Source organism: Klebsiella sp. NPDC088457, from assembly GCF_044900465.1.
Lineage (GTDB): Bacteria > Pseudomonadota > Gammaproteobacteria > Enterobacterales > Enterobacteriaceae > Klebsiella.
On record NZ_JBJDNH010000001.1, the window covers coordinates 209,102 to 231,905 of the forward strand.

The window sequence follows — 22,804 nt, forward strand, 5'->3', positions numbered from 1 at the left end:
AATACCGCAACCTCACTCACCACCACCCACCGGGAGGCTTTTCATGAGCAAACTTGGGATTAATGGCTTTGGTCGTATCGGACGTCTGGTATTACGCCGTTTGTTGGAGGTTCACAGCCCGCTGGAAGTCGTGGCGATCAACGATCTTACCTCGCCGAAAGTGTTGGCCTATCTGTTAAAACATGATTCTAACTACGGACCTTTCCCATGGAGCGTGGATTTTACCGAGGACGCGCTGATCGTGGACGGGAAAAAAATTACCGTTTATGCCGAGAAAGAGGCCCGGCATATTCCGTGGAAAGCCGTCGGCGCAGAGCTCATCGTCGAATGTACCGGCTTCTACACGTCGACCGAGAAAGCGCAGGCTCACCTCGATGCCGGGGCGAAGAAAGTGCTGATCTCGGCCCCTGCCGGCGAGATGAAAACCATCGTCTATAACGTTAACGACGATACCCTGAGCGCAGATGACACGATTATTTCCGTCGCCTCCTGCACCACCAACTGCCTGGCCCCGATGGCCAAGGTCCTGCACGATGCCTTCGGCATTAAGCTCGGCACCATGACCACGATTCATGCCTACACCGGCACCCAGTCGCTGGTTGACGGGCCGCGGGGGAAAGATTTACGCGCCTCGCGGGCGGCGGCGGAAAACATCATTCCGCATACCACCGGGGCGGCCAGGGCGATCGGTCTGGTGATTCCGGAGCTCAGCGGGAAGCTGAAGGGCCACGCTCAGCGGGTGCCGACCAAAACCGGCTCGGTCACCGAACTGGTTTCCCTCCTCGAGAAAAAAGTCACCGCCGATGAGGTTAACCAGGCAATGAAGAATGCGGCGGCGAACAACGAATCTTTCGGCTACACCGAAGAGGAGATTGTCTCTTCGGATATCATCGGCAGCCATTTCGGTTCCATTTATGACGCCACCCAGCTTGAAGTTGCCGAAGCCGGCGACGTTCAGTTGGTCAAAACCGTGGCCTGGTACGATAACGAATATGGTTTTGTGACGCAGCTGGTGCGCGTCCTGGATAAGTTCGCCCGCTAGCGGCAGCGGCGTAGTCGCCAGCGGATACCCCGGCTACCCGCTGGCGACGCCCACGCCTACGACTGCAGATAGACCACCTGGGTTTGCAGATATTCGTTCAGGCCATGGCGGCCGTCGGCCCCGCCGATACCTGATTTCCGCCAGCCGGCGTGAAAGCCCTGCATCGCTTCAAAGTTCTCACGGTTAATGTAGGTTTCGCCGAATTTCAGCCCCTTTATCGCCTTCATCGCCACGTTCAGATCGCGGGTATAAATAGACGAGGTCAGACCGTAGTCGCTGTCATTAGCCATCGCTAAAGCGTCATCGAGAGTGTCAAATGCCACCACCGGCAGCACCGGTCCGAAGGTTTCCTCATGAACGATATCCATCTCCTGGCGTACATCCAGCAGCAGCGTCGGCGGATAGAAATAGCCGTTCCCCGCCACCGCTTGACCGCCCAGCGCCAGACGCGCCCCCTGCGCCAGCGCCTTCGCCACTTTCTGTTCGACACGTTGCCGCGCCGCGGCGTTAATCAGCGGCCCCATGGCAATATCGTCCCGCGCGGCCGGGTCGCCAAACTGCACCGCTTTTAAGGCCTCGCCAAGACGATTGACGAAACGATCGTAGATCCCTTTTTGCACGTAAACCCGCTCAACGCAGTTACACACCTGCCCGCTGTTAATCACCCGGGAATCCACCACCGCTTTCACCGCCAGTTCGAGGTCGGCATCATCCATCACGATGGCCGGCGCTTTACCGCCCAGCTCGAGGCACACTTTGGTAATATTTTTTGCCGCGGCGGCCATAATTTTCTCACCCGCGCCGACGCTGCCGGTCATGCTGACCATCGCCACTTTCGGGTTGGCCGCCAGCTCCTGGCCCACGGTTTCACCGCGACCGAGCACGAGGTTAAAGACCCCTTTTGGCAAGCCGATATCATCGACAATCTGCGCAAAGGCGACGGCGTTATTGGGGGTAAATTCGCTCGGTTTAATCACGATTGTGTTGCCGGTAATCAGCGCGGGCGCCAGCTTGCGGGCAATCAGAAAGAACGGGAAGTTCCACGGCAAAATCCCGGTGGTCACGCCGAGGGCACGTTTAAACACCAGAATATTTTCCCCCGGACGGTCGCTCTGCACAATCTCCCCTTCATAACGGCGCGCCCATTCCGCCATATAGTCAAGGTAATCGGCGGTAAATGAGACCTCGACCGCCGCCAGCTGCTGAATTTTCCCGCCTTCGGCGACGATCAGCCCGGCAATCTCTTCGGCGCGCTGGCGAATACCGGCGGCAATTTTACGCAGCCATCCCGCCCGCTCAATCGCCGGCAGCGCTTCCCACGCCGGCTGCGCGCGCTCCGCCGCATCGATGGCCCGTCGGGCATCTTCAGCCGTGCCGTCGGGGATACGCGAAATCAGCGCTTCGGTCGCCGGGTTGAGCACGTCAATCCACGCGTCGCCGCGTCCGGCAACAAACTGACCATCAATATACATCGGGTGTTGAACGGGTGCTGTCATGGCCTGCTCCTGTAGATATGTTGTTTTTAACAAGTAACTTATTTGTTAAAAATCTATCGACAAGGAACGTCCGCAGCAGACTGCCCGCCTGATTTTGTGAATCAGGTCATAAAAACAGGCCAGTATCTGGCGCGAATGGCTACATTTCGGCAACAAAAAGTGCCCGTTTACGCAAAACAGGTCACAAACGGGCATTCGTCAGCTCAGGGGACGGGCGTTCAGAGCCTCCGTCAGCAGGCTATCTTCGCGCAGGCGCTCCCCTGCCTCGACAATGTGGGCCGGGATATCCACATGGGCAATAAAGTCTTTTCCACGCGGGCCATAGCCCTGCGGATTATCCTGCAGGCGCGGCAGTTCCCCGAGGATCAGCGACAGATAGCGCCCCACCGGCCACAGCCCGCGATGCTCGCCGCGGAAGGCTAACCCGGCGGCCGTATTGCACAGCAGCGGCGCACAGCCCGGCATGCTGTACCACTGCGGCACGGTTTCCGCGTTCTGCCAGACGCGGGCAAAGGTCGCCATCGTCCGCCGCTGCATGGTCGGGTCCTGAATCACCACCCCGCGACGAGGGGCCAGCCCTTCAGCCATCAGCATTTCGCGGGTAAAGCGCGCATTCTCACCGCAGTTCGTGGAGCGATCTTCAACCACCACCTTTTCCCGCGGAATATGCCAGAACCGATGGGCGATATCGGCAAGGATATGCGCTTCCGGGCGCGCCGCGACCGGGAGCAGACGATAACGCGGGTCGGCGCGTACCGCGTCGTAGAGAAACGACGTCGAGTGGCCGATACCTCCGCTAATCAGCAGTGGCGCCCCGGTATCCGCCGCCAGCCGACAGGCGGCGTCAATGGTCGGGATCACCGCATTACCCGCCAGCACCACGATATCAAGCTGCGGCGGTGGCGCCAGCGCGGTGAAATCATCCTGCGCCAGCCATTGGCCTAAGCGGTTTGCCGCCGCCAGCGTGTCATCCGCCAGGGATGGGAAATGCTCTGTCATGCTCGCTCCTTTGCATAGCGCTTCATCCGTTTAAGGACGTTTCGCTACATGATAAACCGCACAACGCCCCGGCGGGTAATGAAAGGTAACGGGGTCACTTCTTTTGCGCCTGCCGGGGAGACCGGCAGGCAAGATGCCGGCATCACTCAGGCGTTCAGCTTCTGCAGATGAGTTTGCCCTTCTCGCTTCTGCTTTATCTTCCAGAACAGCCACAGCGCGATAAACCACATCGGCGTGGCCATCAGCGCTTTCAGCGTATCCGGGTCAAAGATCATGATAAAAATCGAGAAGGCGAAAAACAGCAGGCTCAGCCAGCTCATCGCCACGCCCGCCGGCATTTTAAACGTCGACTGTTGATGCAGGTCAGGACGCTTATGGCGATAAACCAGGTAGGCCACGAGGATCATCCCCCAGCTGAAGACCACCATAATCGCCGCCAGCGTCGATACGATCGTGAACAGCGTCATCACGTTCGGCACCAGAAACAGCAGCAACGTCCCGCTGAGCATGCAGAAGCAGGAGAACAGCAGGCTGCGTACCGGGATCCGCGTGGTGCGCGACAGGATGCGAAACTGGCCGTGAGCATGCTTTTCCACCGACAGGCCGTACAGCATTCGGGTGCTGGAGTAGACCCCGCTGTTAGCCGACGACATCGCCGAGGTTAACGCGACAAAGTTGATCACCGCCGCGGCCGCTGGCAATCCGGCTTTGGCAAACAGGGTCACGAACGGGCTGGCGTCCGGCGACACCCCCGGCCAGGAGGCGACGGCGATAATCACCACCATCGATAGCAGGTAAAAAATGATAATGCGCAGCGGCAGCGCGTTAATCGCCCTGGGTAAAATCTTCTCGGGGTCGCGGGTTTCGGCGGTCATCGTACCGAGCAGCTCAATGCCGGTAAAAGAGAAGATCGCTATCTGGAAACCGGCGAAGAACCCGGTCACGCCGTGCGGCATAAACACCGCCGGGTCGCTAATGTGGCGCAGCGAGGCTTTAACTCCATCCGGCGACGTCCAGCCGATGGCGATCATCCATCCGCCGGTCAAAATCAACGCGATGATGGTCACCACCTTGATCAACGCAAACCAGAATTCGGCCTCGCCAAACATTTTAACCGACAGTAAATTGAACAGGAACAGAATGCCAAGGGTGGCGAGCGCGGGCATCCAGGCCGACATCGCCGGGAACCAGTACTGCATATAGCTACCGCACACCACCACGTCGGCGATACAGGTCACCACCCAGCTCAGCCAGTAGGTCCAGCCTAAATAAAAACTCGCCTGCGGGCCGAGATAGTCGCCGACAAAATCGGCGAAAGAGCGGTAATCCAGCCGGGTGAGCAGCACCTCGCCCATCGCCCGCATCACCATGTAGGTAAAAAACCCCACCAGCACATAAATCACGAGGATTGAGGTCCCCGCAACGGCGATATTTCTTCCCGCCCCCATAAACAGGCCGGTTCCGATAGCTCCGCCCAGCGCAATCATTTGAATGTGCCGGGCGCCGAGGCCGCGTTTGAGCTGCGACGGGCGCTCCCCGTCGATGGCAGGATTAACCTGCCCCTCGCGTTGATGTTGAGTCATGTCGATTCCTTCAGGCAGGCAAAGAAAGGCATGGCGCGGCAGACTTCAGCAACAAGCCGGCACGTTGTCCGGTCGCTACTCCCGCATTGGGAAATAAGATGTACGGAGCATGGGCAGAAACCACCCACCGTTTATCCGGCTGACGGGCGATTTCATACCCGGCGGGCAGCGCGGTGAAGTTTTCGCTTTGCGGGTCGAGGTTGAGCGTGAAATCGCTGGCACTTTTGACGATGCTCTCCTGCACCACAAAGTGGTGCGCCGGTTCCTTGACCCGTACCGGCAGCGGCGCGTCGGCAATCAGCGCGCGTATGGCGGCGTCGGTGGCGGCAAACAGGCTGAGGTCGTTTTCCCCGAAAGCCATCACTTTACCCAGCTCCAGCGTGGCGCTTTGCGCGGCATACTTTTCACTGGTGTAATGGGTAAAGGTCCCGCCCGGCTCGGTATGGCGCACGATGGCGTCCATACCGCTGGCCTGCAGCAGCGCGTAAAAATCGGCGTGATACTCCCCCTCCCGCGCGGGCAACAGCGCAAACTGCCGGTAGCGTGAGCCGCGAATGGCGGTGTGCAAATCCAGGTGCCTGCGGCTCGCCGCGCCCTGGGCATCTGCGGCGGTAAAGAATTCGGCCACCGCCGTCTCCAGCTCGGCCGCCCGACGGGACTCATTCCCCGGCGCGACGGTAAGGTGCCGTCCGCCAAACAGGCGGTTGAGGTCGTTATGCAGATAGCGGCGGCTGGCGCGAATCGCCGGCAGGTTGCCGAAGACCAGCAGCAGCGCATGGCTGAGCGGCTGTTGCCCCAGACTCAACGACCGCATCAGCTGTAGCAAAATCTCGATCGGTGCGGTTTCGTTGCCATGGATCCCCGCGGAGACGACGGTGGCCCGCTGCCATGGCCGCTGCGGCAGCAGTTGCAGCACGCCATCCGCTAACCAGCGCGCTTCAACGCCGGCGGGAAACGGCCACGCGGCCAGCCGGCAGTGCAGTAAATCATTCACCATCTTGTCCATTGCCGGTCCCTTAACGCTGGAAGTCATATACCGCCCCCAGACGTAAGATCTGCGTCAGCTCATCGAGGGCCTGATAGACCTCATTCAGCAGCTGTGGGTCGCCGAGATCGCGGGCATGCAGACGGTCGCGATAGTGTTTTTCCACCCAGCGGGTGAGCTGCTGATAGCGTTCGTCATTCATCAGGCTATGCGGGTTAACCGCCGCCAGCTCGGCATGATTCAGCACCACGCGCAGACGCAGGCACGCCGGTCCGCCGCCGTTGCGCATGCTCTCGCGTAGATCAAAGACCGCCACTTCGTTAATCGGCGAGGCGCGATCGCTCACCAGCGCGCTCAGATACTGCCAGACGTTACTGCGCTGGCGGCACTCTTCCGGCACCACGATCAGCATTTTGCCATCCGCTTTACTCAGCAGCTGGCTGTTGAACAGATAGGACGCCACGCTGTCATCGAGGCTGACCTGGTCCTGCGGCACTTCCACGCTGGTAAAAGGAATATCCAGCTGCGCGGCTTTTTCGCGCAAGGTCGCCAGCACCGCCTGCTGATGTAAAAAGGCGTGCTGATGGTGAAACAGCACATGGCGGTTGCTGACCGCAATGACGTCGTTATGGAACACGCCGTGGTCAATCGCCGTCGGATCCTGTTGCGCGAAAACGGTATATTCCGGGTTCAACCGGTGCAGACGCGCAATCGCCTGACTGGCTTCCAGCGTCTGGCGGGCCGGGTATTTCCCCGGCGCCACGCCGCCTGCGGCGCGTTTGCCGTAAACGAAAAGCTGTAATCCCTGACGATCGTAGTCGTAGCAAAAACGGTTGTGGTTCGCCGCCCCTTCATCGCCCAGATCGCCATGCTGCGGCAACGCATCGTGGTGAGCAAAATACGCGGCGTCGGCAAACGTGGCGCGCAGAATCGATGCGGTGGTCGGCGCCTCCTGTGAACGGTGTAGTTTGTTGTTCAGGTTGGTGACCGTAAAGTGCAGTTTGCCGTCGGCGCTGTCAGCGGACGGCGACACCGTTGCGGCGTTGGCGGTCCACATCGACGACGCGGAGCTAAACGCAGACAGCAGATGCGGCGCCTCGGCGGCCGCCCGCTGGATCACCTGCGCATCGCTGCCCTGAAAACCCAGACCGCGCAGCGCGCTGATATTCGGCCGCGGCTGCGGCGGCAAAATCCCCTGAATAAAGCCTTTATCGGCCAGGGTTTTCATTTTATACAGCCCCTGTAGCGCCGCTTTCTTCGGGTTGGATAGCCCGTCACGGTTGTTCTGCGAGGCTTCATTTCCGACCGACAGGCCGGCGTAATGGTGCGTCGGCCCGACCAGGCCATCAAAATTCGCTTCAAAACCAGACATAGTGTCCTCACATGATCCGTTATCAGAATGGCAGGCCAGGCGAGGTTGTCGCCGGCAGCGTCAGCGTTTCGCTGACCAGCGAGGCCATCGGCCACGCGCAGTAATCCGCGGCATACCACGCCGAAGCGCGATGGTTACCGGAGGCGCCCACGCCGCCAAAGGGCGCTTTACTGGAAGCGCCGGTCAGCGGTTTGTTCCAGTTGACGATCCCGGCCCGCGCCTCATCGGCAAAGCGCTCGAACAGCGCCGGGTCGGCGGAAATCAGCCCCGCGGCCAGCCCGTAACGGGTGTTATTGGCAATGCGGATCGCCTCATCAAAGGTGTCATAGCGGACAATGGTCAGCAGCGGCCCGAAGTACTCTTCGTCAGGAACCTCAATCCCGGTGACGTCAATAATGCCCGGGGTTAATACCGTTGAATCGGGATCCGGCTGCGTCAGGCGCAACAGCACCCTGCCGCCCAGCCCTTCCAGTTTTTCCTGCGCCGCCAGCATCCCCTGCGCCGCCTGCTGGGAAATAACGCCGCCCATAAACGGCTGGGGTTCGGCGTCCCATTTACCGACGCGGATCCTGGCGCTGGCGGCGACCAGCCGCTGCAGTAAGGCATCGCCCCCGGCGCCGCGCTTGACCACCAGCCGACGTGCGCAGGTGCAGCGCTGCCCGGCGGAGATAAAGGCCGACTGAATAATCACATTGAGCGCCGCATCGCTATCGGCAACGTCGGCGACGATCAGCGCGTTGTTGCCGCCCATCTCCAGCGCCAGCATTTTCTCCGGCTGTCCGCCAAGGTAGCGGTGGAAATGGAAACCGGCGGCGGCGCTGCCGGTAAACAGCACGCCATCGATATCGCGGTTTTCCAGCAGGGCCTGACCGGTCTCTTTACCGCCCTGAATCAGGTTAATCACTCCATCCGGGATCCCGGCCTGCTGCCACAGTTTAACCGTCAGCTCGGCGGTGGCCGGCGTCAGTTCGCTCGGCTTAAACACCACGGTATTGCCGGCAATCAGCGCCGGAATAATGTGCCCGTTCGGCAGGTGGCCCGGGAAGTTATAGGGGCCGAACACCGCCATGACGCCGTGCGGTTTATGGCGAAGCAGCGCCCTGCCATCCGGCATGGCCGTTTCGCGCTGCCCGGTACGCTCGTGATAGGCTTCGATGGAGATCCCCGCTTTGCCTATCATCGCCTGAACTTCGGTGCGGGTTTCCCACAGCGGCTTGCTGGTTTCACGGGAGATCAGCGTTGCCAGCGTCTCTTTCCCGGCCTCCAGCAACGCAGCAAAGCGCTGCACGCAGGCGATACGCTCGGAAACCGGGAGATGAGACCACGAATAAAAAGCGGCACGGGCCGCGGCGCAGGCCGCCTGAACCTCCGCCGCGCCGGCGCTGGACGCCTGCCACAATACCGACCGATCTTCCGGCGCCAGTTTCGTCAACTGAGGCCCTGAGCCCGGTAGCCATTGTCCCGCGATGAACTGCGCATTGATTACCATGATGTCCTTGCCTCCGGATTGAGTGTCACCGCATGAACCCGATCGGTTTCATTCACCTGTAGGGCGTCCAGCGTTAGTTGATTGAGTTCGTTTTGCTCTTCCGGCGCGATCAGCGCCGCACGGAAATGCGCAAACTGGTTATTGGCGACGATCAGCGGCGACGACCGCTGCGCCATCAGCTGTATAGCCGGAATAAACCGGCTTTCGCGAATCGCCCTGATGGCGTCGGTTTCCGCCTCCAGCACCGGACCGGCATCGAAAATGTCGACCGAACCGCGCCAGCTGAAGCCCTCTTTTTCAAGGATCGCGCGGGCCGGGGAGGTATTCGCATGCACCTCGCCAATGACTTCGCGGGCGTTTTTCGGCAGCAGCGATACGTAAATCGGGTATGCCGGCATCAGCTCGGCAATAAAGGTCTTCATTCCGCTCCCGGTCAGACGGTCGGCGTCGGCAAACGGGATGTCGAAGAAGTGGTGGCCCAACGCATCCCAGAAGGGGGAGTTGCCCTGCTCATCGCTGCGCCCGCGCAGTTCGGCGAAAAGATGCGGCGAAAACAGCTCTCTGAAGGCGGCGATAAATAAGAACCGCGCTTTTGACAGCAGCAGGCCATTGCGATTTTTCTGGTACTCCGGGTCGAGGAACAGCGTACACAGTTCGCTGTGTCCGGTATGGTCATAGCTGAGATTCAGCAGTTCCTGATTTTTATAGACCCCCAGCTCTTTCGAGGCGCGCACGGTACGCTGCAGGCGGAAATTATAAAAAGGCTCATCCAGGCCCACGGCGACCTCAATGGCGCTGACGCCCACCACCCGCGCCAGGCGAGTATCTTCAAGAACAAACAGAAAGCCCTGCTGCCCGCGCGGCAGCTTCCCGGCAAAGGTCTCCACGCTACGCTGGATCCGCGCCGCCAGCCGCGCGGGATCGTTAGGTAACGAGGTCATGCCCACCCCCGCCCGCGATGCGAGGCGGATAATATCATCGAGGTCATTTTCCCGAACGGGACGAAATAGCATCATAAACCGTCTCCCGGATCAGCTGGTCAGGCGGGCGACGGCGCGCTCAAGGCGTACGAAAGCTTCCTCAATATCCGCCAGCGGAATATTGAGCGCCGGCGCAAAACGCAGCACGTCAGGCCCGGCAATCAGCGCAATCAGCCCCTCTTCCGCCGCCAGGTTAGTCAGCGTTTTCGCCTTGCCGCGCAGGTGGCTTGCCAGCTCCGCGCCTATCAGTAACCCCATCCCGCGCACCGCGCTGAAGAGATCGTATCTGGCGTTAAGCGCGTTGAGCTTAGCGACGATCAGGTCGTGACGCTGGCTGACGCCGGCCAGCAGGTCGCTATCCAGCTGCGCCAGAACGGCGTTGGCCACCGTTGCCGCCAGCGGGTTGCCGCCGAACGTGGTGCCGTGGGTGCCCGGCTGGAAGACCTGCGCCCACGCCTCTTTCGTCAGCATGGCGCCAATCGGAAAACCGCCGCCGAGACCTTTGGCGCTGGTGAGAATGTCCGGAATGACGTTGTAGTGCTGGTAGGCATACAGCGTGCCGGTACGCCCGGCGCCGGTCTGGACTTCGTCAAAAATCAACGTGGCATCGTGCTGGTCGCAAAGGTCACGCAGCGCCTGCAGGAAGGCCGGATCGGCCGGCATCACGCCGCCTTCGCCAATAATCGGCTCAACGATGACCGCACAGGTTCGCGCCGAAATGGCGGCCTTCAGCGCGGCAATATCGTTATACGGCAGATGGGTAATATCCTGCGGCAGCGGCGCGTAGTCAGCGGAGTATTTCGGCTGACCGCCGACCGTCACGGTAAATAGCGTGCGGCCGTGGAACGAATGGTGAAAGGCGATAATTTCGCTTTTTTCCGCACCAGACTTATCGTGGGCATATTTCCGCGCCAGCTTCAGCGCCGCTTCGTTAGCTTCGGCGCCGGAGTTGCAGAAGAACACCTTATCGGCAAAGGTCGATTCCACCAGGGTTTTAGCCAGCAGCAAAACCGGTTCATTGGTGTAGCCGTTGCCGATGTGCCACAGGTTATCAAGCTGTGACTTCAGCGCCGCGGCCAGCGCCGGGTGGGCATGGCCAAGCGAATTAACGGCAATGCCGCCCGCGAGATCGATATATTCTTTACCCTGTTGATCCCAGACCTTCGAGCCCGCCGCTTTCACCGGAATAAAGGGCGCCGGGGCAAAACAGGGCACCATGTAAGTATTAAAATCTTCACGAGTCATACTGCCTGACATAACAATTCTCCGGAACGATTACTGGCAATAATTCATTTTGCCAGCCATGGATTGGCGAAATTAACCTTCCCCCTGCTCTGTATTACGGACGAACGAGCCCGTTGCGATGACAATAAATTCACCACATTAAAACAAAGCCTTTTTCTGTTCGGGGTTATTTGTTAATTCACAGTTAATACCTTGTGTATTGCGTGCTTTCAATCTGGGCCCTGTTGTACAACAAAGTCAATACGCCAGGCCTCATTTTATTCACTTTTTGAAGATCATCAAGATAATGATAAATATAGAAAATTTATTTTTATATTCACTTAACTGCATAAAATATGCATATTAATGCGCGTTATGACGAGATTTTTCGTGCTTAGTTATGCACTCGAAAAAGCAAATTTCTAACAAAAATGTAAAATTCGCAATGGCCGTCAAATACCGGTTTATAAAATTGGTGATAACATTCATTGCACAGAGTTTACTGCTGTAGCCATTCCACGGTTTCACACGACATAAATAACATTGAGAACAGGACTCTTATGGAAAAGTTATCTTACGCATCTGAAAGTAGTACATCTCCATGGACAACCTACCTGCGCCAGATCGACCGCGTCGCGCCTTATCTGGGCGATCTCGCCTACTGGGTGGAAACTCTTCGCCACCCGAAACGCGCGCTGATCGTTGACATTCCGGTGCAGATGGATGATGGCACCATCCGTCACTTCGAAGGCTATCGCGTACAGCACAATCTTTCGCGTGGACCGGGTAAAGGTGGTGTTCGCTACCATCCAGATGTTGACCTGAACGAAGTGATGGCACTTTCTGCCTGGATGACCATCAAGTGTGCCGCAGTCAATATTCCTTATGGCGGCGCAAAGGGCGGCGTTCGCGTCGACCCGTTTAGCCTCTCCGAAGGCGAACTGGAACGTCTGACCCGCCGCTACACCAGCGAGATCGGTCTGATTATCGGGCCGCAGAAAGATATTCCGGCGCCAGACGTCGGCACCAACGGTAAAGTGATGGCCTGGATGATGGATACCTACTCCATGAACCACGGCACCACCGTCACCGGCGTTGTCACCGGTAAGCCGATTCACCTCGGCGGTTCTCTGGGACGTGAGAAAGCGACCGGCCGCGGCGTCTTTATTACCGGCCGTGAAGTTGCCGGCCGTTTCGGCATTGAAATTGAAGGCGCGAAAGTGGCGCTGCAAGGTTTCGGTAACGTGGGCAGCGAAGCGGCGCGCCTGTTTGCCGAAGTCGGCGCCCGTATCGTGGTCATCCAGGACCATACCGCCACCCTGTACAATGAAGGCGGTATCGATATGGCGGCCCTGACCGCCTGGCAGACCGAGAAGAAGCAGATCGCCGGCTTCCCGGGCGCCCATGAAATTGACAAAGACGCCTTCTGGACCACCCAGATGGACATCCTGATCCCGGCGGCGCTGGAAGGCCAGATCACCCGCGAACGCGCGGAAAAATTGACCTGCAAGCTGGTGCTGGAAGGGGCAAACGGCCCGACCTATCCGGAAGCGGATGATGTGCTGGCCGAGCGCGGCGTGATCGTGGTGCCGGACGTTATCTGTAACGCCGGCGGCGTCACCGTCAGCTACTTCGAATGGGTCCAGGACATGGCGAGCTTCTTCTGGAGCGAAGAAGAGATCAACGCCAAAATGGACCGTATCATGACCGATGCGATCATCCACGTCTGCGAGAAAGCCTCTGATAAAGCGTGCTCCCTGCGTACCGCCGCCTATATCGTGGCCTGTGAACGCATCCTGATGGCGCGGAAAGACCGCGGGATCTATCCAGGCTAATCCGGCGCTAGCGTCGTAACGGTCACCCGGGCCAGGCGTCAACGCCGCCCGGGTTTTCTTTTGTCGACCCGCGCGACGCCGTACGCCGCCGCCTGATCTCTTCTCCTGCGCGCTTCCTCTCCCACCGTTGAGTTAACAACTTTTTAGCATCCGCTCTTGAATTCCCCATTCTGCCAGGCATAAAATCATTAGAGTTCTAATGATTTAAAGACGATTATGGATAACCGACAGCTCACCTTTTCCCATCTGTTACACCTCACCGCCCACCACTGGCAGCTGGCGGTCAATCGCCGGCTGAAGGACCTCGGCATGAGCCAGGCCAGTTGGGTCGCCGTTTCGGCGATTGCCCGCAATGAACATCCGCTCTCGCAAAGCGAACTGGCCCAGGAAGTGGGCGTGGAGAGCGCCACCATCGTCCCGCTGGTCAACCGTCTGGTGGAACTGCAGCTGGTGGAGCGCGTGATGACCGATAGCGATAAGCGCAAGCGCCTGCTGGTGGCGACGGAGAAAGGGCTTGCACTCTACCGCCAGGTTAAAGCGGTCGCCGACGATCTGCGTGAAGAGATCCTCAGCGCGATCACCCCAGAGGAACGGGCACAAACGCAACGGGTGCTGGAAAAGCTGCTGCGCGAGGTGGAGAAAAAGTAATGCCTCGCCATAAAAGCAACCCCTACGTGCCCCACGACTGGGCGCCGCATGAAAAACCCGCGATTCTTGGTTCGCCGTCTACCCCGCTGCACAGTACGCCTAAGCGCATCGCCTATGGCATCGTCGGTCTGCTGGTCTGCCTGACCGGCGCGCTCGGCAATGCGGTGGTGACCGCCAACCTGCAAAACCTGCAGGGGACGTTTGCCGCCTGGTCGACGGAGATCGCCTGGCTGCCCGCCGTCTACGTGATGACCAACGTATCGATCAACCTGCTGCTGGTTAAATTCCGCCAGCAGTTTGGCCTGCGCGCCTTTACCGAGGGCTTTCTGGTCCTCTACGTGCTGGTGACGTTTTTCCACCTTTTCGTCAACGATCTCAGCTCGGCGCTGATGGTTCGCGCCGCGCACGGTATGGTGGCGGCGGCGCTCAGTTCGCTGGGGATTTATTATCAGGTTCAGGCCTGGCCCGCCCGCCATCGCCTGAAGGCGCTGACTATCGGCATCACCGGTTCGTCGCTGGCGATCCCCCTCGCCCGGCTTTTCTCGACCGAACTGCTGCAAATCGACGAGTGGCGCGGGCTGTACTTTTTCGAACTGGGGCTGGCGCTGGTCTCCCTCGCCTGCGTCATGGTGCTGAAACTGCCGCCCAGCGATCGCAAAAAAGTGTTCGAGAAAAAGGATTTTATCACCTTCTTTCTGCTGGCCCCCGGCATGGCGCTGGTCTGCGCCGTTCTTTCGCTGGGGCGCTTCGACTGGTGGTTTGAAGCGCCGTGGATCGGCTGGTCGCTGGCGGGCGCGGTGGTGCTGATTGTGTCGGCCATCGTCTTTGAACACAACCGCAGCAACCCGTTGCTCAATACCCACTGGCTCTCCAGCGGCAGTATTCTGCGCCTTGGCCTGATTATGCTGCTGATGCGTATCGTGCTGGCGGAGCAGAACACCGGGGCCATCGGCTGGCTGCAGTACGTCGGCCTGCAAAACGAGCAGATGACCCACCTGGCGTGGTCGATATTTGCCGGTATCGTCTGCGGAATTGTCGCCAGCTGCCTGACGCTAAACCCGCAGCACCTGTACTGGCCAACCGCCACCGCGCTGGCGGCGATCATGATAGCCTCGTTGCTCGACAGCCAGTCCACTGCCCTGACCCGCCCGGAACAGCTGATGTTCAGCCAGTTTCTGCTAGGCTTTGGCAGCGCCTTCTTCCTCGCCCCGGCGATGCTGGCGGGGATCGGCGGGGTGATTGCCGACCAGCGCAACCTGGTCAGTTTTTCGGTGCTGTTTGGCATGAGCCAGAACGTCGGCGGCCTGCTGGGTTCAGCGATTCTCGGCACCTTTCAGACCTGGCGCGAAAAGTTTCACTCCAGCCAGCTCGCCGACCAGATAACCACCCTGAATCCGCTGATTACCGAGCGCTTACAGCAATACACCCAGATGTACCAAAGCCAGATTGGCGACAGCGCCTTGCTTAGCGTTCAGGCCAGTACCCTTTTGCAGAATGCCTCAACGCTACAGGCGAATATTCTTGCCTACAATGACACTTATCTCCTGACCGCAGCGATTTCCGCCGGGACCTTGATATGGGTGTTCTGGCGTTTAATAAGACTGCGAATTACCGCCCGCATCGCGCTGAAAAATGCGACGGGCAGCAAATAACAATTACAATTTTTACTCTGGAGTCGTTATGAGTCAGCAGGATGCGGCCAGGCAACAGGCCAATACCCGAAATAATATCCGCGTGGTATCCATTTTTAGCGCCGCCGCCATCGGCCTTCTCGGCGTACTGGTCATTTTGTACGCCTGGCAGTTGCCGCCGTTTACCCGGCACAGCCAGTTCACCGATAACGCCTATGTGCGCGGGCAGACCACGTTTATCAGCCCTCAGGTCAGCGGGTATGTGACCGCCGTCAACGTGCAGGATTTTGATAACGTCAAACCGGGACAGGTGCTGTTCCAGATTGATGACCGGATCTATAAACAGCGCGTTCATCAGGCGCAGGCTACGCTTGCGATGAAAGAAGCGGCGTTGAAGAACAACCTTCAGCAGCGTAAAAGCGCCGAGGCGGTGATTATCCGCAACGAGGCCGCGCTGCAAAACGCCCGCGCGCAGAACCAGAAGACCCAGGCGGATTTAAAACGGGTCCAGGAGTTAACCGCCGACGGTTCACTGTCGATTCGCGAACGCGACTCCGCGCGCGCCAGCGCGGCGCAAGGCACCGCCGATATCGCGCAGGCAAAAGCGACGCTGGACATGTCGCGCCAGGATCTGCAGTCGACGATCGTCAACCGCGATGCGCTGGAGGCGGACGTCGCCAGCGCCAAAGCCGCGCTGGAGCTGGCGGAGATCGATCTACAAAATACCCGGATTGTCGCCCCCACGACCGGTCAACTGGGGCAGATCTCGGTGCGTCTCGGCGCCTACGTCAGCGCCGGTACCCATTTAACCTCGCTGGTGCCGCCGCAGCATTGGGTCATCGCCAATATGAAAGAAACCCAACTGGCGGAGATCCGTCTCGGCCAGGCCGTGACCTTTACCGTCGATGCGCTGAACGGCGAAAAGTTCAGCGGCACCGTGCAGAGTATCTCCCCGGCGACCGGCGTCGAATTTAGCGCTATCTCACCGGATAACGCCACCGGCAACTTTGTCAAAATCGCCCAGCGCATTCCGGTGCGCATCGCCGTCGATGACGGGCAGAAAAACAGCCAGCGCCTGAGTCCGGGGATGTCAGTACAGGTGACCATCGACACCCGCGAGGGGGAAAAATGATGATTCGCCCGCTCACCCTCGCCCTGGCTCTCGCGCTGATCGGCTGTCAGTCGGCGGACGTTCAGCGTGCGCAACCGTCACTGCAAATTCCTGCCGCCTGGCGCGCCGGTATCGGGCCAGCCAGCCCGGCGGAGAGCGTGTGGTGGCGTAATTTTCACGACAGCACCCTCAATCAGTACGTTGACCAGGCGCTGCGTTATAACAGCGATGTGCTGATCGCCCGCGAACGGGTGAATGAATACCAGGCCCGGGCCTACGCCGCCGACAGCAGCCTGTTCCCCTCGCTGGATGCCGGGTTGACCGGGACCCGCGCCCGCAGCCAATCCGCCGTAACCGGTCTGCCCGTTCACAGTACGGTCTATAAAGGCGCGCTAACCGCCAGCTATGATGTGGATCTCTGGGGGGCGAACCGCAGCGCCGCCAGCGCCGCGCAGGCCAGCCTTGCGGCGCAAAAGGCCGCCGCCGCCGCCGCTGATCTCACCGTCGCCACCTCGGTGGCCGCCGGTTATCTGACCCTGCTCTCGCTGGATGAGCAGCTGCGGGTCACTCAGCAGACGCTGAAATCCCGCGAAGATGCCTACAATATGGCTAAACGCCAGTTTGAGACCGGCTATACCTCGCGCCTTGAGCTGATGCAGTCCGACTCCGAGCTGCGTGCGACCCGTTCGCAGATCCCGCTCTTACAGCACCAGATCGCCGAGCAGGAAAACGCCCTGAGCATCCTGCTCGGCAGCAACCCGGGAGCGGTTAAGCGGCAAGCTTTCGCCCGGCTGACGCCGCTGGGGCTGCCTTCACAGCTGCCTTCCACGCTGCTCAACCGCCGTCCGGATATCGCCCAGGCCCAGCGGCAGCTGATCGCCGCCGATGCCACTCTCGCCTCATCGCAGGCGCAGCTGCTGCCGTCGATCAATTTGACCGCCACCGGCAGCCTGCAGGACCGCACGCTGCCGGATCTGCTCGATAACCCGCTGCGGCTGTGGAGTCTCGGCGGCAGTATTCTCGCGCCGCTGCTCAACCGCCAGGCGCTGAACGCCCAGGTGGATGTGGCAATGGCGCAGCGCAACCAGGCGCTGTACGGTTATGAGAAAACGGTGCGCGGCGCGTTTAAAGAGGTCAATGACAGTCTTGATGCCATCACCCGCTATGGCGAGCAGCTAGATGAACTGCTGAGTCAACAGGCGGTGGCGCAGGAAACCCTGCGCATTGCGCAGAATCGCTACCGCAACGGTTACTCCTCTTATCTTGACGTACTGGACGCCCAACGAACCCTCTACGCGACGCAGATTAGCGTTGTCCAGGTGAAGAACAATCTGCTGCTGGCGCAGGTGGATTTATACCGGTCGCTGGGAGGCGGCTGGTCTGATTCATCAGGGATGTAATACAGGAAATTTTGCATGCAACAACAATGGTCTGCTGTAGATAGTTATCTTGTTGAATCGCTGATCCCGTCCGACCCGCTCTTGCAGCAGGTGCTGGAGAATAACCAGCGCGCTGGCCTTCCGGCCTATGACGTTGCCGCCAACCAGGGCCAGTTTCTGGCGCTGCTGGTGCGCATCACCCGCGCCCGGCGGGTGCTGGAGATCGGCACGCTCGGCGGCTATAGCACCATCTGGATGGCGCGCGAGCTGCCGCCGGACGGCGAGCTGCTGACCCTGGAAGCCGACCCGCACCATGCGCAGATCGCGCGGCAGAATCTTCAGCTGGCGGGCGTGGGCGTTCGGGTCACGCTGCGCGAAGGTCCGGCGCTGGCAACCTTGAGAGCCTCGGCGATCGCCCCGCGTTTGATCTGATTTTTATCGATGCCGATAAGCCCAACAACCCGCACTATCTGCAGTGGGCGCTGCGCTACTCCCGCCCGGGAACGCTGATTATCGGCGATAACGTGGTGCGGGATGGGGAAGTGACCAATCCGCACAGCGCCGATGAGCGAGTCCAGGGCGTGCGGCGGTTTATTGAGATGATGGGCAGCGATCCGCGCCTGACGGTGACGGCGCTGCAGACGGTGGGCAGCAAGGGCTGGGATGGATTTACGCTGGCGTGGGTCAACGGGTAGCTTTTGTGCGGGTCGGGCCTGGCTGATGGATCGCCGTGATTGCCACGGGTTGGCAGCGCGGGGGTTAAGGCGCATCAAGAAAACTGGCGGGAACGCAGGCGCGCATCCAGGACTGGCGGCCAGAGAGACAGGTCGAGACAGGGACGTCGAGTCCTGCCCGGTCCGCCAGATGAAGCCGGAGTGGAGCGTACCGCGCAGCGGCAGTTTTCAGCGCCATGCCGGGGGCCACGGGGGGCGAGCGAAACGCCCCCCGTGCCGTTCACCCGCAGCGGGTTTGAGAATAGCGCCAGATTTACCGTGAACGGAATATTCCACGAAACTGGACGGAATATCCATGCCACGAGCAGCCAACGCGCTTATTCGCCCAAACCACCCTAAAACGACCATCAGCCCGCCGATCAGGCGACGATCTGCTCCATCGCCTGTAGGATCCGCTTATCGGAAATCGGATGCGGCGTCCCCAGCTGCTGGGCGAAGTAGCTGACGCGCAGCTCCTCGATCATCCAGCGGATCTCCTGCACATCGTCATCGCCGCGACGCCCCGGCGGCAGCTTATTCAGCCACTGCTGCCAGGCCTGCTGCACGCTCTCCACTTTCAACATCTGCGCCCGATCGCGGTGCGGATCAATCGCCATCTTTTCCAGCCGCTTTTCGATCGCCTGCAGATAACGCAGGGTATCGCCGAGACGGCGGAAGCCGTTGCCGGTCACGAAGCCGCGGTAGACCAGGCCGCTCATCTGCGCTTTGACATCCGACAGCCCCAGCGCCATGGTCATATCCACGCGCCCTTTCAGCCGTTTATTGATATTGAACACCGCGGTGAGGATCTGTTCGACCTGTTTGGCAATCTCCACCACCGTATCGTTGAGTTCGGCGCGCACCTTGTCGTGCAGCTGCGTAAAGCCCTCTGCGCTCCACACCGGGCCGCCCGCTTCATCAATCAGCTTATCCACGCCGCAGGAGATGCAGTCATCGATCAGATCCAGCACCTTGCCATACGGGTTAAAATAGAGCCCCAGCTTGGCCTTGTTCGGCAGCTTCTCGTGCAGATACTTGATCGGCGACGGGATGTTCAGCAGCAGTAAACGGCGTAAGCCCTGCCACATCGCCTGCTGCTGTTCGAGCTGATTATCGAACAGCCTGATCGCGACACTGTCACGTTCGTCCACCAGCGCCGGCCAGGCCTTCACTTTGTAGTTCCCGCGTTTCTGCTCGTAGCTTTGCGGAAGCTGACCAAAACTCCAGATATGCAGACCGCTCTGCTCAATACCATCATCGGCCACCGCAGAGAGCGTCTCCTGCACTTTGCCTTTCAGCGTATCTTTTAACTCCTGTAACGAGCGTCCTTCCGCCAGCTTCTTGTTCTTATCATCCACTACCCGGAAGGTGATTTTCAGATGATCGGGCACCTGATCCCACTGCCAGGCTTCGCGGTCGATGGTCACTCCGCTCATCCGGCGCAGCTCACGCTCCAGCGAATCCAGCAGCGGCAGCTCCAGCGGCGCGGCGCGGCCTAAAAACGCCTCGGCGTAGTTCGGCGCCGGCACGAAATTACGCCGTACCGGTTTTGGCAGCGACTTAATCAACGCAATAATCAGTTCACGACGCAGACCGGGGATTTGCCATTCAAACCCGGCCTCTTCAACCTGATTAAGCAGCGGCAGCGGGATATGTACCGTCACTCCGTCGGCGTCGGCGCCCGGTTCAAACTGATAGGTCAGCCGCAGCTTCAGGTTGCCCTGATGCCAGAAGTTCGGATAGTCCAGCTTGCTGACCTGCTCCGCCCCCTCTTTGATCAGCATGCTCTTTTCAAAGTTGAGCAGATCCGGCGTGTCGCGGCTGGCCAGTTTCCACCATTTATCAAAGTGACGCGCGGAAATAACGTCATGGCTGATGCGCTGGTCGTAGAACTCGAACAGGGTATCGTCGTCCACCAGAATGTCGCGGCGGCGCGATTTATGTTCCAGCTCTTCAATTTCGGCGCGCAGCCTGAGGTTGTCGCGGAAGAAGGCGTGACGCGTCTGCCAGTCGCCTTCCACCAGCGCGTGGCGGATAAACAGCTCGCGGCACAGCGCCGGGTCAATCTGGCTGTAGTTCACTTTACGGGCGGCGACGATCGGCAGGCCGTAGAGCGTCACTTTCTCGGTGGCCATCACCGCCCCCTGCGCCCGTTCCCAGTGCGGTTCGCTCCAGGAACGCTTTATCAGATGCTGGGCGACCGGCTCGACCCATTCCGGATCGATGCGGGCGGCAATGCGCCCCCACAGACGGCTGGTTTCGACCAGTTCAGCCACCATCGTCCACTTCGGCGGCTTTTTGAATAAACCGGAACCCGGGAAGATCGAGAAGCGCGCATTGCGCGCCCCGGTAAACTCCTGCTTATCGTTATCCTTCATCCCGATATGCGACAGCAGACCGGTCAGCAGCGCGGTGTGGATTTCGCGATATTCCGCCGGCTGGCTGTTAATCGGCAGCCCCAGCTCTTTCACCACCTGGCGCAGCTGGGTATAGATATCCTGCCATTCGCGCACCCGCAGATAGTTGAGGAAATCGGTACGGCACTGGCGACGGAACTGGTTCGAGGAGAGCGCTTTTTGCTGCTCCCCGAGGTAGTTCCACAAATTAACAAACGCGAGGAAGTCGGATTCTTTATCGTGGAAGCGGCGGTGTTTCTCATCCGACGCCTGCTGCTTGTCCATCGGGCGTTCGCGCGGATCCTGAATCGACAGCGCCGAGGTGATGATCATCGCCTCACGCACGCAGCCGTGTTTTTGCGCTTCCAGCACCATCCGCGCCAGGCGCGGGTCAACCGGCAGCTGGCTGAGCTGACGGCCCATCGGCGTCAGCTTGTAGGCGGTCTGCTGTGCGTCGGTGGTAATCGCCCCCAGCTCCTCGACCAGACGCACGCCGTCCTGGATATTGCGCTTATCCGGCGCTTCGACGAACGGAAAAGCGGCGATATCCCCCAGTCCGAGGGCGGTCATCTGCAGAATCACCGACGCCAGGTTGGTACGCAGAATTTCCGGATCGGTAAATTGCGGGCGCGACAGGAAATCATCTTCCGAATAGAGACGAATACAGATCCCTTCGGAAACACGCCCGCAGCGCCCTTTACGCTGGTTGGCGGAAGCCTGGGACACCGGCTCGATCGGCAGGCGCTGTACCTTGGTACGGTAGCTGTAACGGCTGATGCGCGCGGTCCCGGGGTCAATCACGTACTTAATGCCCGGAACGGTCAACGAGGTTTCGGCAACGTTGGTCGCCAGCACGATACGCCGCCCGCTGTGGGACTGGAAAACGCGGTTCTGTTCGCTGTTCGACAGCCGCGCATACAGCGGCAGGATTTCGGTATGACGCAGATTGAGCTTATTCAGCGCATCGGCGGTATCGCGAATTTCACGCTCGCCGCTCATAAAGATCAGGATATCGCCCGGGCTTTCACGGCCCAGCTCATCCACCGCGTCGAAAATCGCCTGCAGTTGATCGCGTTCGGTATCATCGGCCTCTTCGACAATCGGCCGGTAGCGGACCTCCACCGGATAGGTGCGGCCCGACACTTCGATAATCGGCGCATGGTTAAAGTGGCGCGAGAAACGTTGCGGGTCGATCGTCGCCGAGGTGATAATCACTTTCAAATCCGGGCGCTTAGGCAGCAGTTCGCGCAGATAGCCGAGCAGGAAATCGATATTCAGGCTGCGTTCGTGCGCTTCATCGATAATGATGGTGTCGTACTGCATCAGCAGCCGGTCCTGCTGGATTTCCGCCAGCAGAATACCGTCGGTCATCAGCTTGACCATCGTGTTGTCGCTAACGTGGTCGCTAAAACGGACTTTATAGCCGATGCAGCCGCCCGGCTCGCTTTGCAGCTCTTCGGCGATACGGTTAGCCACGGTGCGCGCCGCCAGACGACGCGGCTGGGTATGGCCGATCAGCCCTTTTACCCCGCGCCCCAGCTCCATGCAGATTTTCGGCAGCTGGGTGGTTTTACCGGAGCCGGTCTCCCCCGCCACGATCACCACCTGATGGTCGCGAACCGCCTGCAAAATCTCATCTTTTTTCTGGCTGACCGGCAGATTTTCCGGGTAGGTAATCATCGGGCGCGAGGCTTCGCGCAGCAGGACTCTCCCTGCGGCTTGTTCGATCTCTTGCGCCATCTCCTGAAGAATGGCCTGCTGGGCTTCAGGATTTTTAACCTTCTTCGCGCCGTGCAGGCGCCGGGAAAAGCGCGATCGGTCGCGCAGCATCAGGCCGTCAAGCTGTTGGAATAGCTGAGAGAAGGTGAACGTTTGTTGTTCTGTCATAGCGTTATCGGGCAGCGCACTGCCGGGAAAAATC

Annotated in this window: 15 protein-coding genes and 1 pseudogene; 7 read left to right on the forward strand and 9 right to left on the reverse strand. The window is 59.7% G+C overall.

What is annotated here, in order from left to right:
• The first annotated feature begins 43 nt into the window (after positions 1-43).
• Positions 44-1,042, forward strand: a complete 999-nt coding sequence (gene gap, locus ACI2JR_RS00950) for a type I glyceraldehyde-3-phosphate dehydrogenase (protein WP_132731323.1) — start codon at positions 44-46, stop codon at positions 1,040-1,042.
• A 56-nt stretch (positions 1,043-1,098) separates the two neighbouring features.
• Here the strand turns inward: gap and aldA are convergent, their stop codons facing one another.
• From aldA to ACI2JR_RS00990, 8 genes are all read right to left on the reverse strand, one after another.
• Entirely contained in the window at positions 1,099-2,538 is a 1,440-nt protein-coding gene (gene aldA, locus ACI2JR_RS00955; protein ID WP_462477611.1) for an aldehyde dehydrogenase, read from the reverse strand.
• Between the two features lie 198 nt (positions 2,539-2,736).
• Positions 2,737-3,537 (reverse strand): YdcF family protein, encoded by an 801-nt coding sequence (locus ACI2JR_RS00960; protein ID WP_462477612.1) that lies wholly within the window; start codon positions 3,535-3,537, stop codon positions 2,737-2,739.
• A 146-nt stretch (positions 3,538-3,683) separates the two neighbouring features.
• Positions 3,684-5,120: an amino acid permease gene (locus ACI2JR_RS00965; RefSeq protein ID WP_132731320.1), complete on the reverse strand. Its 1,437-nt coding sequence runs from the start codon at positions 5,118-5,120 to the stop codon at positions 3,684-3,686.
• A gap of 10 nt (positions 5,121-5,130) precedes the next feature.
• Positions 5,131-6,126 (reverse strand): succinylglutamate desuccinylase, encoded by a 996-nt coding sequence (gene astE / locus ACI2JR_RS00970; protein ID WP_462477730.1) that lies wholly within the window; start codon positions 6,124-6,126, stop codon positions 5,131-5,133.
• 10 nt (positions 6,127-6,136) lie between these two features.
• Positions 6,137-7,477 carry an N-succinylarginine dihydrolase gene (gene astB / locus ACI2JR_RS00975; protein ID WP_462477613.1) on the reverse strand — a complete coding sequence of 447 codons (1,341 nt, stop codon included), beginning with the start codon at positions 7,475-7,477 and terminating at the stop codon, positions 6,137-6,139.
• Between the two features lie 22 nt (positions 7,478-7,499).
• Positions 7,500-8,966 (reverse strand): succinylglutamate-semialdehyde dehydrogenase, encoded by a 1,467-nt coding sequence (gene astD / locus ACI2JR_RS00980; RefSeq protein ID WP_132731317.1) that lies wholly within the window; start codon positions 8,964-8,966, stop codon positions 7,500-7,502.
• Positions 8,960-9,979, reverse strand: coding sequence for an arginine N-succinyltransferase (gene astA / locus ACI2JR_RS00985; RefSeq protein ID WP_462477731.1), 1,020 nt, complete (start codon positions 9,977-9,979; stop codon positions 8,960-8,962). The genes astD and astA overlap by 7 nt, the downstream gene beginning before the upstream one ends.
• An 18-nt stretch (positions 9,980-9,997) precedes the next feature.
• The gene (locus tag ACI2JR_RS00990; RefSeq protein ID WP_462477614.1) at positions 9,998-11,203 is read right to left on the reverse strand and encodes a bifunctional succinylornithine transaminase/acetylornithine transaminase; all 1,206 of its coding nucleotides are present in this window, start codon (positions 11,201-11,203) and stop codon (positions 9,998-10,000) included.
• Between the two features lie 527 nt (positions 11,204-11,730).
• Here ACI2JR_RS00990 and ACI2JR_RS00995 point away from each other — a divergent pair.
• The 6 genes and pseudogenes from ACI2JR_RS00995 (at position 11,731) to ACI2JR_RS01020 (ending at position 18,469) form a co-directional block, all read left to right on the forward strand.
• Positions 11,731-13,005: a Glu/Leu/Phe/Val dehydrogenase gene (locus ACI2JR_RS00995; RefSeq protein ID WP_462477615.1), complete on the forward strand. Its 1,275-nt coding sequence runs from the start codon at positions 11,731-11,733 to the stop codon at positions 13,003-13,005.
• A 216-nt stretch (positions 13,006-13,221) separates the two neighbouring features.
• A complete protein-coding gene (locus ACI2JR_RS01000; protein ID WP_462477616.1) occupies positions 13,222-13,653 on the forward strand; it encodes a MarR family winged helix-turn-helix transcriptional regulator in 432 nt (143 codons plus the stop codon).
• On the forward strand, positions 13,653-15,305 hold the full coding sequence (locus ACI2JR_RS01005; RefSeq protein ID WP_462477617.1) for an MFS transporter: 1,653 nt from the start codon (positions 13,653-13,655) through the stop codon (positions 15,303-15,305). The genes ACI2JR_RS01000 and ACI2JR_RS01005 overlap by 1 nt, the downstream gene beginning before the upstream one ends.
• Positions 15,306-15,333: 28 nt before the next feature.
• Positions 15,334-16,416, forward strand: a complete 1,083-nt coding sequence (locus ACI2JR_RS01010) for an HlyD family secretion protein (RefSeq protein ID WP_132731311.1) — start codon at positions 15,334-15,336, stop codon at positions 16,414-16,416.
• Complete coding sequence (locus ACI2JR_RS01015; RefSeq protein ID WP_462477732.1) at positions 16,416-17,795, forward strand: efflux transporter outer membrane subunit; 1,380 nt, start codon at positions 16,416-16,418, stop codon at positions 17,793-17,795. Before ACI2JR_RS01010 ends, ACI2JR_RS01015 begins: the two co-directional genes overlap by 1 nt.
• A gap of 15 nt (positions 17,796-17,810) precedes the next feature.
• Positions 17,811-18,469: pseudogene (locus ACI2JR_RS01020) on the forward strand (O-methyltransferase).
• Between the two features lie 398 nt (positions 18,470-18,867).
• Here ACI2JR_RS01020 and hrpA read toward each other — a convergent pair.
• A complete protein-coding gene (hrpA, locus tag ACI2JR_RS01025) occupies positions 18,868-22,713 on the reverse strand; it encodes an ATP-dependent RNA helicase HrpA (protein WP_462477733.1) in 3,846 nt (1,281 codons plus the stop codon).
• Between the last annotated feature and the right edge of the window lie 91 nt (positions 22,714-22,804).